The organism is Allokutzneria oryzae, assembly GCF_042429765.1.
Lineage (GTDB): Bacteria > Actinomycetota > Actinomycetes > Mycobacteriales > Pseudonocardiaceae > Allokutzneria > Allokutzneria oryzae.
In genome coordinates this window covers 369,846-381,741 of sequence record NZ_JBHLZU010000026.1, presented here as the reverse complement: position 1 = coordinate 381,741, position 11,896 = coordinate 369,846, and the positions used below count along the sequence as shown (strand labels likewise).

Sequence of the window (11,896 nt, the reverse complement as noted above, 5' to 3'; positions counted from 1 at the left end):
CCGGGGGATGGGAGTAGGCGAAATTAACCCTTTCGGGTGAGCATCGGGCAGGGCCATCCGGGCGCTGACGAGCAGGTGGGGAGCGGTGGGGGAGCGCGGTGGGCCGGACGGGGTGGGGACCTTCGCCAGGTTTTGACACACTGCGTGTCACGCTGCTCGTCGAACGGGAGACGACCACGGCCGGTGTCGTCGGCCGGTGACGCGGGCACCGCGAGTAGCACCGCAAGCGCCATGGAGGTCTGTCGAGTGACGCCGAGTACCCAGCCCACCGCACTGTCCGGCCAGCAGCCGCTGCCCGAGCCGGACGGCGGTGCGGCTCCGCGTCCCGCCGAGGTGCTCGCGGAGCTGCACGAGACCGCGCGCCGGATCGCGGGCAACGTGGAGCGGGTGCTCGTCGGCAAGCCCGACGTGGTGCGGATCGCGCTGGTCACCCTGCTCGCCGAGGGGCACCTGCTGGTCGAGGACGTGCCGGGTGTCGGCAAGACCTCGCTGGCCAAGGCGCTGGCGCGGTCGATCGACTGCACGGTCAGCCGCATCCAGTTCACCCCGGACCTGCTGCCGAGCGACATCACCGGCGTGTCCATCTACAACCGGCAGACATCCGACTTCGAGTTCCGCCCCGGCCCGGTGTTCGCCAACATCGTGGTGGGCGACGAGATCAACCGCGCCTCCCCCAAGACCCAGTCGGCGCTGCTGGAGTGCATGGAGGAGCACCAGGTCACGGTGGACGGGCGCAGCTTCACGCTGGACTCGCCGTTCATGGTGATCGCGACGCAGAACCCGATCGAGATGGAGGGCACCTACGCCCTTCCCGAGGCGCAGCGCGACCGGTTCACCGCGCGCGTGTCCATCGGCTACCCCGATCCGCAGGCCGAGCTGGCCATGGTCGACGAACACGCCGGGCACGACCCGCTCGCGGACCTGCGGCCGGTCTCCGACGCCGCCCAGGTGCGCACCCTGGTGCACGCGGTGCGCCAGGTGCACCTGGCGCCGGAGGTGCGCAGATACTGCGTCGAGCTGGTGTCGGCCACCCGCCGCCTGCCCGAGCTGCGCCTCGGCGCGTCGCCGCGCTCCACGCTCCAGCTCGTGCGCGCCGCACGGGCGCAGGCCGCGCTCGTCGGCCGTGACTTCGTCGTGCCGGACGACGTCCACGCCGTCGCGGTGCCGGTGCTGGCACACCGCCTGGTGCTCACCGCGGAGGCGCAGGCGGCTCGCCGCTCCCCCGCCGACCTCGTTCGCGGCCTGGTGCAACGGGTCCCGGTGCCGCAGGGCGGTCCCAGCGGGTCGGGCCAGCCGAACCAGCAGGGGCCTTACCAGCGCAACGGGCTGCGGGGAAACAGGTAGATGCGGGGCGCGCTGTCCGGCCTGACCACCCGCGGCCGCTGCCTGCTCGCCGCGGGAATCGCCGCCGCGCTGTGCGCGCTGGTGCTCAACGAACGCGACCTGTTGCGGGTGGCCTTCTTCGCCGTCGCGCTTCCCGTTCTCGCCGCCGCGATGGCCGCGGGCGCGCGGGTCGGTCTCGTCGCGCTGCGCCACGTGACGCCGGAGCGCGTGCACGTGGGCAACTCCGCCGAGGTCCGCGTGGAGCTGCGCAGCTCCGGTCGCATACCGGCCGGTGGGCTGCTCCTGGAGGACGGCGTTCCCTACGCGCTCGGAAGCAGGCCGCGGTTCGTCGTCGAACGCATGCCGCGCAAGACCAGCGTGGGTCTGCGGTACCCGCTGCAACCCGTGCTGCGCGGAGTGCACCAGCTCGGGCCGCTGCGGGCGCGGATCACCGACCCCTTCGGGCTTGCCGAGTTCGAGCGGGAGCTCGGCGGCACCAGCAGGCTGATCGTCGCGCCGAAGATCGTCGGGCTGTCCGGGCTCCCGGTCGGCGCGGGCCTGGGCACCGGCGACGACGGCGCGATCCGGCTGCGCACCGGGCAGGGCGAGGACGACGCGATCGTGCGGCAGTACCGGCACGGTGACGACATGCGCAAGGTGCACTGGCGCTCGACCGCCAGGCGCGACGAGCTGATGGTGCGGGTGGAGGAACGCCCGTGGCGCGGCGGGATCGCGGTGCTGCTCGACGCGCGGGAGTCCGCGCACCGGGGCAGCGGTCCCGGCTCCAGCCTGGAGTGGGCCGTGTCGCTGACCGCGAGCATCTGCCTGCACCTGCACCGGTACGGGCAGCACGTGCGACTGACCACAGAGGACGGAAACGCGCTCGCGGGCGGTCTGAGCGACGGCGGGCACAGCGACACCGAGGTGCTCGACGCGCTCGCGGCGCTGCGGCCCTCGCACCGCAGGGACCTCGCGTGCAGCGGTGACCCGGCGTCGGGCCGTGAGCTGATCGCGGTGCTCGGCGCGACAACACCGTCCGCGGTGCAGGAGCTGATCAAGTACCGGCAGCGGTCGGTGCGCAGCCTCGCGGTGCTGATGGACGTCAAGAGCTGGGCCAGCTCCTCGGAGGAGGGTGCGGCCGACCCCGCTGAGGTCGCTCGGCTGCTCACCTCGGCGGGCTGGGGCGTGATGGTCGCCGACGCGCGCACCCCGATGACCACCGTCTGGACCCAGCTGTGCCACAGCGTCGTGGACCGGATGGTCACAGGACAGGGTGGAGCTGCCTGGTGAGTTCACGACACGCGGTGCTCGCGCCGACCACCGAGCACGGGGCAGCGACCTCGATCGCCGCCGCCGTCTCAGTGCTGGGCGCGGCGACGGCGCTGTCCGCGGTGATCGACGGCGCCAGGTGGCTCGGGTTCGTCGCCGTCACGATCGCGGTCGTGGTCGCGGTCGGCACCGGGCTGCGCGCGATCCGCACTCCCATCGTGCTCGTGGCGATCGGCCAGGTCTCCGCACTGACCTTCTTCCTGACCGCAGTCTTCACCCGCACCGGGGTGTTCCTGGTCCTGCCGGGCCCCAGCGCGTTGCGGGAGCTCGGCACGGTGCTCGCCGAGTCCGTCCAGCAGGTCCGCACCGGGGTGCCCCCGGTCGGCGGCACCACGGCGATCCTGTGCCTGTCCGCGCTCGCGGTCGGCATCGTGATGATCGCGGTGGACACCCTGGCGACCTCGGCCCAGGCGCCCGCCGCATCCGGGCTGGTGCTGCTGTGCGTGTTCGCGGTCCCGGCTTCGCTGGCCGACGAGATGCTGCCGTGGTGGTCGTTCGCGTTGGGCGCGGGCGGATTCGCGTTGCTGCTCGTGGTGGACGAGGCGCAGCGGCACCGGATGTGGCGCGGGCGCCTCGGGCTCGGTTCACGCAACGGCAACGGGGACAACGGCCGCCGCCGCTTCGGCTCCGGGTTCAGCGCGGCGAGCGTCACCATCCTCGGCCTCGCCGTCGCAATCGTCGGTGGTTCCACCATGACGCTGGTCGGGACGGCGGGACGGCTGCCGGGCGGGGGAAGCGCCACGGGCACCGCGGGCATGGGCATCAAGCCGTTCGCCTCCCTGCGCGGACAGCTGGAGCGCAACGGGACGGTCGAGCTGTTCCGCGTGCGAGGCCTCGAAGAGCCGTCGTACCTGCGGTCGCTGACGTTGCGCAGGTACGACCGCAGGGAGGGCTGGACCGTCAACGGCCCGCTGCAGGGGATCCCGGTCCAGGACAAGCTCTACACCGCGGGCACCGTGCCCGAACGGCTCGGCAGGCCGAAGAAGGTGGACATCGAGACGGTCGGGTACACCGACAACTGGCTTCCGGTCTACGGCGTGCCGACGGCGCTGGAGGGCATCCCGGAGGGATGGCTCTACGACCCCAAGGTCGGCGCGGTGTTCAACAGCGACAAGGAACGCGTCGAGCGCTACTCCCAGCAGACCGTGCTGCCCACTCCGAACCCCGACACACTGCGCGCGGCGGGCACCAGGGTCACCACCGAGGAGATCGGCCAGGAGTACCTGGAGCTCGACGTCGACCCCAGGGTCACCGCGCTGGCCAACACCATCGTCGCGGGCGCACGGACGAACTACGACAAGGTCATCGCGCTGCGCAAGCACTTCACCGATCCCGGCAACGGCTTCACCTACAGCCTGCAGACCGCGGCGGGCGGCAGCTCCGACGGCCTGGTGGACTTCCTGTTCAACGGCAAGACGGGGTTCTGCGAGCAGTTCGCGTCGGCGATGGCCGTCCTGGTGCGCGCGGTCGGCATCCCGGCACGGGTGGCCATCGGCTTCACCCAGGGCTACGACGCGGGCGGCTACCGGGTGATCACCACCAACGACGCGCACGCGTGGGTCGAGGTGTACTTCCCCGGCACCGGCTGGATCACCTTCGACCCGACCCCGTTGTCCAACGGCCGCGGCCTGATCGCCCCGTACGAGGGCGGCGCGAACACCGGTGGCGGGGACCAGGGTGGCTCGGAGCCCACGGTGGGCCGCACCACCACCGCCGCCCCCAACCCGTCCACCGCGCCCACCACGACGCCCCCGCCCGTCGCTCCCGGCAACCGGGACGACCACGTGCTGCTGTTCGGCGCGATGCGGGTGCCGGGATCGGTGGTGTGGTGGGAGATCCTGCTGCTGCTCGCGGGTGCCGCCGCGGCGGGGACCGCGGTGGCGATGCGCACACGGCGGAAGCGACGACGGGAGGCCGCGCTGTGAGCACTCCCCTGGCGACTCCCGCGCCGTGGCGCGCGCGACTGACGAAAACCGTGGTGCTGCCGGAGTTCTGGGCTGTGGTGGCGACCGCGCTCGGCGTCACGGCCGTCCTGCTGCCGCTGTGGTGGGCGCTGCCGGGCCTGGTGTGGGCGCTGCTGTTCATCGTGCTGGTCGGCGGGTTCCTCGCACTGCTGCCGTCCTGGGTCCGCGGCGCCGTGCGTCAGCAGCGGTTGGACGCGGTCGCGGCGGGCGGTCCGGACGCGGCTGACGCGGCGTGGCAGGAGCTGGTCGCCTCCAGCGTGGACCGGGGTACGGGCGTCTCCGACACCGACACCGTGCGGGTCGCCGCGACGAAGCTGGCGCGCGAACACGGCTTGGACGAGTCCGGCCGCGCCGCGCTGCGCGTGCTCGTCGGCGCGGTCGAGCGGTCCTGGTACGGTTCGGCCCCCGAGGCGGGCGCCGAACTGGCAGGCGCGCTCGACCAAGTGCTGGCCAGCCTGCGCGAGAACGCGCCGATGTCGTTGCGGGCCCGGCTGTTCCCCCGCTCGGCGCTGCCCTCGCGGCCCTGACACCCGAACGAACCACCCCGACAAACCACCAAGGGCCGCCGCACCGTCCCGGGAGAGGGAGGCGGTGTGGCGGCCCTTGGTAGGTGCGGTCGTGTCAGTGCTTAGCCGTTGTCGTCGAACCGGCGGCGGAAGCGCTCTTCCATCCGCTGGGCGAAGGAACTCCGGCGTGGTGTCGTCTGCTGTGGTTTCTCGCCGCTCTCCTCGGCGGCCTGGTCACGCTGACCGACCGCGGAGAGGGCCCACATGGCCCCGCCGAACATCAGCAGGAACCCGATGACGCTGAGCACCGGGATCTCCGCGACCCGTGCCACGGGTAGCGCGACCCCGACAACGAGCAGTAGTAGACCGATGATCAGAATGGCGACGCCCTGGAGGCGGCGCCGCCTGGAGGGCCGCCGTAGCCGGGAACCGCGCACCGTCGATGCGAACTTCGGATCCTCGGCGTAGAGGGCGCGCTCAATCTGGTCGAGCAGTCGCTGCTCGTGCTCGGAGAGTGGCATGGATCCTCCTCCGGCACATCTTCTCGCAAGCGCCGGGCGTCACGGTTGCCGCCGGACCCGGCGGGCGCCCCCGTTGGGAGCGTCACCCTTGAGGATACGATCCGTGGGACGCTGCGACTACCCGGTCCACGCTGCCGAAGCCAGCCTGTTGCCAGCGTCATCCGCTCGGGGGAGCGGCCCGCCACGGGCAGGAGCGCGGCGAATGCCCTCGGAGAACCTCGCTGAGCTGGCGTTTTCCCCGGTTTTCGCGATCAGGTCAAGGTCACGAACGCGCGTCCGGGCGGTCCTCCGTACGGCGGTGTGCCGACCCGATGGGTCGCAGAACTCACCCCGGTGGAGGTACACGGTGTGATGCCTTTGTGAGGACAGGGCGATCATGCGGTGACCCGGCGGGCAGGACCTAGGATCCGCTGGGCGGTTCACGGACGACTTGGAGTGTGCAGACGGTGACGGCGACAGGGCCAACGCTCGACCCCGCGAGCGGGTCTTCGGCAGGCGAAGCGACGACCACGGGCGGCTCAGGTGCCACCGCGGTGCCGCGCGAGGCCGGCCGCCGCCGGACCTTCGGGGTGATCAGCCATCCGGACGCGGGCAAGTCGACGCTGACCGAGGCGCTCGCGCTGCACGCGCGGGTGATCTCCGAGGCGGGCGCCGTGCACGGCAAGGCGGGCCGCAAGGGCGTGGTGTCGGACTGGCTGGCCATGGAGCAGTCCCGCGGCATCTCGATCACCTCGGCCGCGCTGCAGTTCGGCTACGGCGACACCGTGATCAACCTGCTGGACACCCCGGGCCACGCGGACTTCTCCGAGGACACCTACCGGGTGCTCTCCGCGGTGGACTCGGCGGTGATGCTGCTCGACGCGGCCAAGGGCCTGGAGCCGCAGACGCTGAAGCTCTTCGACGTCTGCCGCCACCGGGGCATCCCGGTGATCACGTTCGTGAACAAGTGGGACCGGCCCGGCCGCGAGGCGCTGGAGCTCTGCGACGAGATCAGCACCCGGATCGACCTGACCCCGATGCCGCTGAACTGGCCGGTCGGCGAGGCCGGGCACTTCCGCGGCGTGCTCGACCGCGGCACCGGTGAGTTCACCCGCTTCACCCGCACCGCGGGCGGGGCGACGCTGGCCACCGAGGAGACGATGAGCGCGGAGCGGGCGGCCGAGGAGGAGGGCGCGGAGTGGGAGCGCGCCGTCGAGGAGTCGGAGCTGCTCTCGCTCAGCGGTTCGGACTTCGACCTGGACGCGTTCCTGTCCGGCAAGGCCACCCCGGTGCTCTTCGGTGCCGGTGTGCTCAACATGGGCGTTCGCCAGCTGCTGGACACCATCGTCGAGCTGGCCCCGCGCCCGACGCCGCGCGTCGACGTCGCGGAGAAGCCGCGCGAGCTGGAGACCCCGTTCTCCGGCTTCGTCTTCAAGGTGCAGACGGGAATGGACCCGGCGCACCGGGACCGGGTCGCGTTCGTGCGCGTGTGCTCCGGCCGGTTCGAGCGCGGCATGGTCGTCACGCACGCGCAGACCGGCCGCCCGTTCAGCACCAAGTACGCGCAGCAGATGTTCGGCCGCGAGCGCAACACGGTGGAGGAGGCCTTCCCCGGCGACGTGGTCGGCCTGGTCAACGCCAACGCGCTCCAGGTCGGTGACACGCTGCACGTCGGCAAGCCCGTGGTGCGCTTCCCGAAGCTGCCCAGCTTCGCCCCCGAGCACTTCTCGGTGGCCCGCCCCTCCGACCTCGGCCGCGCCAAGCAGTTCCGCAAGGGCATCCAGCAGCTGGAGGAAGAGGGTGTGGTCCAGGTGCTGCGCTCGGACCGCCGAGGCGACGCCGCACCGGTGCTGGCCGCGGTCGGCCCGATGCAGTTCGAGGTCGCCGCGCACCGCATCGAGGCGGAGTTCGGGGTGAAGCTGCTGCTGGACCGGCTGCCCTACCGCATCGCCCGCATCCTGGTGGACTCCGGCCAGCGCTCGATCGTGGACCGCAGCGGCCGCGCGGAGGTCCTGCGCCGCGACCGCGACGGGGTCGACCTGGCGCTGTTCCCCGACCCGGTCGCGGTCGGCTCCCTCCAGCGACTGCACCCCGAGCTGAAGCTCGAAGCCCTCGTCGCGGGCGCCGACGACTGACCCGACCGGCGCCATGACCACCGCTTCGCACTCGTAGCGGGGTTGGGGAACGCTCCTTTCCCCGCTATGAGTACGGAACTGGCCTGCCGAGGTCGCGGCGGGCGATGAGCAGGCGGGGGCGGCGCCACGCCAGGTAGGCGCCCGAGGCGAGCAGGGCGAAGCCGACGATCACGTAGGAGTTGCCAAGCAGGTGCTCGCCGGGCGTCCAGAGCAGCTCCTGGTTGCCCGCCGTCGGCAGCTTGAAGTGCCAGCCGACGTAGAAGACCACCGTGGTCACCGCCGCGACCGCCAGCCACGCGTAGCCGTTCACCCGCAGCGCGTAGGCGATCATGATCACCAGGGCCGGGACGATCCACACCCAGTGGTGCGACCACGAGGTCGGGGAGATCAGCAGCGCCACGATGCCGTTGGCCACCATGGCGAGCGGGGCCTCGGCCCGGCGGACGACCAGCGCGCCCATGCCGATCGCCAGCAGGGACAGCAGCACGATCAGCACGCCGACGAGCTCGACCGGCGGCTGGAGCCGGACCAGCATCGCGGTGATGGTCTGGTTGGCGGAGAACGGCGTGCCGCTCATCGAGGACGCACCGCCGTCGAGCCAGTAGTGCAGCGAGGAGTTCGGCGCGATGACGAAGCCGATCAGGGTCGCCGCCGCACCGCTGACCACGGTGACCAGCGCGGCGCGGTAGTCCTTGCGCAGCAGGAAGTAGAGCAGGAACGCCGCCGGGGTCAGCTTGATCGCCGCGGCGATGCCGACCAGCATGCCGCGCGGCCACTTCGGCGAGATGGCCAGGCAGTCCACCGCGACCAGGGCCATCAGCCACAGGTTGACCTGGCCGTAGTCCAGGGTCTCGGTGACCGGCTCCATCAGCAGCGCGAAGGGCAGCAGCACGGCGGTCAGCACGAACGCGCCCTTGGGGCCGCCCGCCCGCCACAGCCGCCGCACGACCACGTAGAGGGTGGCGCCGAGCGCGGCGACGGACACCGCGAAGTTCAGCGCGACCGCCGGGTCACGGGGCAGCAGGGCGAACGGTGCCAGCACGAGCACCGCGAACGGCGGGTAGATGAAGGGCAGGTGGTTGCCCGCCGCCGTCGTCGGCAGCAGGCCGTACATGTCGCCGCCGTTCCACCAGGCGTGCACCGCGAGGCGGTAGACGTCGAGGTCCTCGTAGACGTGCCTGGCGTCGGCCAGCCGCCACAGCACCACCGCCACGAGCGCGACCACCGCCGCGACGACCAGCAGCGCCCCGTTCCGGAGCACCAGGGTCCGGCAGCGGTCCCAGATGGTGGTGAGCAACGTGATGCCTCCCGATAGCCGAAGTCCGTGCAGCCTAGCCGCGCGGCGCCGGAGCGCCTCGCCCCTCTCTGTTGAGACTCCTGGGCACGGGCTGGGGTTGAGTCGCGTTCGATGTTCTTCCCCACCCCGTCCCTACACTTCTGCGAATACCCTGACTGGGGGAAGGGTGAGGAGGCATCAGTGACCACCGAGACGACCGACGCGCTCGCCGAGGGCCACGAGGAGGCGTTCCTGCGCTTCGTGGAGCGCTTCGCGGCCGTACTGGCCGAGGGCGGCTGGCCGAGGATGCCTGCGCGGGTGTTCGTCTGTCTGCTCGCGGTGGACTCCGGCAGGCTGACCGCGGCCGAGCTCGCGGAGACGCTGCGGGTGAGCCCGGCGGCGATCTCGGGGGCCGTGCGGTACCTGGTGCAGGTCAACCTGGCCAGCAGGGAGCGCGATCCGGGGTCCCGGCGCGATGTCTACCGGATCCACGACGACGTCTGGTACGAGGCCGCGGTGAGCAAGGACAAGGCGCTCACCCGCTGGGAGGCCAGCCTGCGCGAGGGCATCGGGGTGCTCGGCGAGGACTCCCCCGCTGGCAGGCGGATGACCGAGACGCTGGAGTTCTTCGAGTTCGTCCAGCAGGAGCTGCCGAACCTGCTCGACCGCTGGCGCGAGCTGCGCGACGAGCTGCGCGCCAAGCGGTCGGGGTGATCACCTGTCCCAGGTGACGGGGAGCTCGTGCACGCCGTAGATGCCCATGTCCGAGCGCATCGGCACCTCGTCGGCGGGTACGGCCAGCCGCAGCGACGGGAACCGGCGGAACAGCGTGGTGAAGGCGATCCGCAGCTCGGAGCGGGCGAGCTGCTGGCCGAGGCACTGGTGCACGCCGTGCCCGAAGGCGAGGTGGCCGGTGGCCGACCTGGTCAGGTCCATCCGCTCCGCGTCACCGAAGCGCTGGGGGTCGCGGTTGGCGACCGGCACCGAGACCGTCACCGACTGCCCCTTCCTGATCAGCTGCCCCGCGAGCTCCACGTCCTCGGTCGCGGTCCTGGTCGGTCCGATGTGGATGATCGACAGGTAGCGCAGCATCTCCTCGACGGCCTGGGCCGCGATGGACTCGTCCGCCTTGAGCCGCGCGAGCTGCTCCGGGTTCTGCAACAGCGCGTAGACGCCGAGCCCGATCTGGTTCGCGGTGGTCTCGTGCCCGGCGACCAGCAGCACGGTGCCGATCGTGACCAGCTCCTCGTCGGTCAGGTCGCCCTCCGCGATCAGGCCGCTGAGCAGGTCGTCCCTCGGCGTCTCCCGCTTGTCCCGCACCAGCCGCGCGAGCAGCCCGCTCAGCGACCCCCACGCCTGCATGCGCCGTTCGGACGGCGTGTTCAGCGCGAGGAGCAGCTTGCTGTCGTCGTTGAAACCCGCGCGGTCGGCGTCGGCGACGCCGAGCAGCTCGCAGATCACCAGTGACGGCAGCGGCAGCGCGAAGTCGGCGACGAGGTCGGCGAAGTTGCGGTCCAGGGTGTCGCGCTCCATCGCGTCGAGCAGGTCGTCGGCGATGCGCTCGATCATCGGCTCCATCGCCTTGATCCGCCGCACGGTGAACTGGCCGGTCAGCTGCCTGCGGTAGCGGGCGTGCTCGGGGTCGTCCATGCGGGTGAACAGGCCGGGGGGCACGGAGCGCTCGCGCATGGAGGCGGGCACCTCGATCGGGATCGGCGCGTGCTGGAGCTCGGCCCGCACGCTGAAGCGCTGGTCCGCGAGCAGCGCGCGGGCGGCGGCGTTACCGGTCACCAGCCAGCCCTGGTGGCCGTCGGGATAGGTCATCGGGCTGATCGGGCGCCGCTCGCGCTCGCGGGTCAGCTCCTCCGGCGGGTCCAGCGGGCAGCGCCGGGCGAGGGGGAGTCCGTCGAGGGTGGTGGGTGCGTTCGGTTCCATGCTTCGGAAGCTACACCCGCTTCACAACTTCGTGAAGCTTGTAAAGGTCGAGGTCACCCCGCCGGACGCCGCGCGACGGCGACACTCCCCCGCCAAGGACCTTACGAGAATTCCCCCAAGGGTCGCCTACGGTCGAGTAAAGGCGCAGGTCGACGCCTCAATTCGAATTCTCCGCTTGCATTCCGACAAAACTCGGAACACATTAGTAAAGAACTCTTCCCTGCCGAGAACGGGACAGCCATGCAGAGGACGCTCACGAAGATAGCGGTGACCGCGCTCGCGCTCACCGCCTCGTTCACGCTCACGACGACCCAGGCCTCCGCCGACCAGGCGGACGTCGCCGCCGGGCCGACCGCCGCGCAGCTCAAGGCCGCGGTTTCCAAGTGCACCAAACAGATCTCCAAGGGCAAGTACGCCCACGACGCGGGCGGCTCGCGCACCGCGTCGGTGTGCAAGACCAAGGGCGCGGTGCACTGGCAGGCCGACTTCGACGTGGACTGCGACGGCCAGAAGACGGCCAAGTGCAACAAGAGCACCGACCCTTCTTGGCAAAACGCGACCGCGTGGCCGCAGTCCAACGGAAAGCCGCTCAACGCCGAGAAGCTTCCCTTTGTCGTCGTACCGGGAATCAGCTCGACGTGGAACTACAAGAATGCGGGAATCGGCGGCGGAACGGTGGCCGCCGTGGTCTACAAGGGCAAGGTCGCCTACGCCGTCGTGGGTGACGTCGGCCCGGCGGGGATCATCGGCGAGGGCTCCTACGCGCTGGCGAAGGCGCTGGGCATCAACCCGAACCCGAAGACCGGTGGCGTCGGCGGCGCGGTCGTCGACTACATCCTGTTCCCCGGCGTGAAGGCCAGCAAGATCGAGGACCAGGCTTCCGCCAAGTCCCTCGGCGCCAAGTCCGCGACCAAGCTCGTGGGCTGAA

At 71.4% G+C, this 11,896-nt stretch carries 10 protein-coding genes; 7 read left to right on the top strand and 3 right to left on the bottom strand.

The genetic code is table 11. The annotated features are described in order from the left end of the window. The first annotated feature begins 246 nt into the window (after positions 1-246). From ACFFQA_RS30355 to ACFFQA_RS30340, 4 genes are read left to right on the top strand one after another with little or no spacing between them, the layout of a single operon-like run. A complete protein-coding gene (locus ACFFQA_RS30355) occupies positions 247-1,344 on the top strand; it encodes an AAA family ATPase (RefSeq protein ID WP_377859778.1) in 1,098 nt (365 codons plus the stop codon). After that, a complete protein-coding gene (locus tag ACFFQA_RS30350; protein ID WP_377859777.1) occupies positions 1,345-2,613 on the top strand; it encodes a DUF58 domain-containing protein in 1,269 nt (422 codons plus the stop codon). After that, positions 2,610-4,577: a transglutaminase TgpA family protein gene (locus ACFFQA_RS30345; protein WP_377859775.1), complete on the top strand. Its 1,968-nt coding sequence runs from the start codon at positions 2,610-2,612 to the stop codon at positions 4,575-4,577. The genes ACFFQA_RS30350 and ACFFQA_RS30345 overlap by 4 nt, the downstream gene beginning before the upstream one ends. Continuing rightward, entirely contained in the window at positions 4,574-5,143 is a 570-nt protein-coding gene (locus tag ACFFQA_RS30340) for a hypothetical protein (RefSeq protein ID WP_377859774.1), read from the top strand. Before ACFFQA_RS30345 ends, ACFFQA_RS30340 begins: the two co-directional genes overlap by 4 nt. Before the next feature lie 101 nt (positions 5,144-5,244). On the opposite strand, the gene ACFFQA_RS30335 is transcribed toward ACFFQA_RS30340, so the two are convergent. Then, entirely contained in the window at positions 5,245-5,643 is a 399-nt protein-coding gene (locus tag ACFFQA_RS30335) for an SCO2097 family morphological protein (protein WP_377859772.1), read from the bottom strand. 533 nt (positions 5,644-6,176) lie between these two features. Between ACFFQA_RS30335 and ACFFQA_RS30330 the strand changes: the two genes are divergently transcribed. Then, on the top strand, positions 6,177-7,757 hold the full coding sequence (locus ACFFQA_RS30330; protein WP_377859771.1) for a peptide chain release factor 3: 1,581 nt from the start codon (positions 6,177-6,179) through the stop codon (positions 7,755-7,757). 64 nt (positions 7,758-7,821) lie between these two features. Here ACFFQA_RS30330 and ACFFQA_RS30325 read toward each other — a convergent pair whose 3' ends face one another. After that, positions 7,822-9,054, bottom strand: coding sequence for a glycosyltransferase family 87 protein (locus ACFFQA_RS30325; RefSeq protein ID WP_377859769.1), 1,233 nt, complete (start codon positions 9,052-9,054; stop codon positions 7,822-7,824). Positions 9,055-9,234: 180 nt separating this feature from the next. On the opposite strand from ACFFQA_RS30325, the gene ACFFQA_RS30320 reads away from it, so the two are divergent. After that, complete coding sequence (locus ACFFQA_RS30320; protein ID WP_377859767.1) at positions 9,235-9,747, top strand: GbsR/MarR family transcriptional regulator; 513 nt, start codon at positions 9,235-9,237, stop codon at positions 9,745-9,747. Here ACFFQA_RS30320 and ACFFQA_RS30315 read toward each other — a convergent pair whose 3' ends face one another. Continuing rightward, positions 9,748-10,968 carry a cytochrome P450 gene (locus ACFFQA_RS30315; RefSeq protein WP_377859765.1) on the bottom strand — a complete coding sequence of 407 codons (1,221 nt, stop codon included), beginning with the start codon at positions 10,966-10,968 and terminating at the stop codon, positions 9,748-9,750. A gap of 240 nt (positions 10,969-11,208) precedes the next feature. On the opposite strand from ACFFQA_RS30315, the gene ACFFQA_RS30310 reads away from it, so the two are divergent. Further along, positions 11,209-11,895 (top strand): glycoside hydrolase family 75 protein, encoded by a 687-nt coding sequence (locus ACFFQA_RS30310; RefSeq protein WP_377859763.1) that lies wholly within the window; start codon positions 11,209-11,211, stop codon positions 11,893-11,895. Position 11,896: the final 1 nt, after the last annotated feature.

What these genes read in the sequence shown, in the direction of transcription:
- ACFFQA_RS30350 (WP_377859777.1), top strand. Translation starts at nt 1,345, where the DNA reads ATGCGGGGCGCGCTGTCCGGCCTGACCACCCGCGGCCGCTGCCTGCTC.
- ACFFQA_RS30335 (WP_377859772.1), bottom strand. Translation starts at nt 5,643, where the DNA reads ATGCCACTCTCCGAGCACGAGCAGCGACTGCTCGACCAGATTGAGCGC.
- ACFFQA_RS30315 (WP_377859765.1), bottom strand. Translation starts at nt 10,968, where the DNA reads ATGGAACCGAACGCACCCACCACCCTCGACGGACTCCCCCTCGCCCGG.
- ACFFQA_RS30310 (WP_377859763.1), top strand. Translation starts at nt 11,209, where the DNA reads ATGCAGAGGACGCTCACGAAGATAGCGGTGACCGCGCTCGCGCTCACC.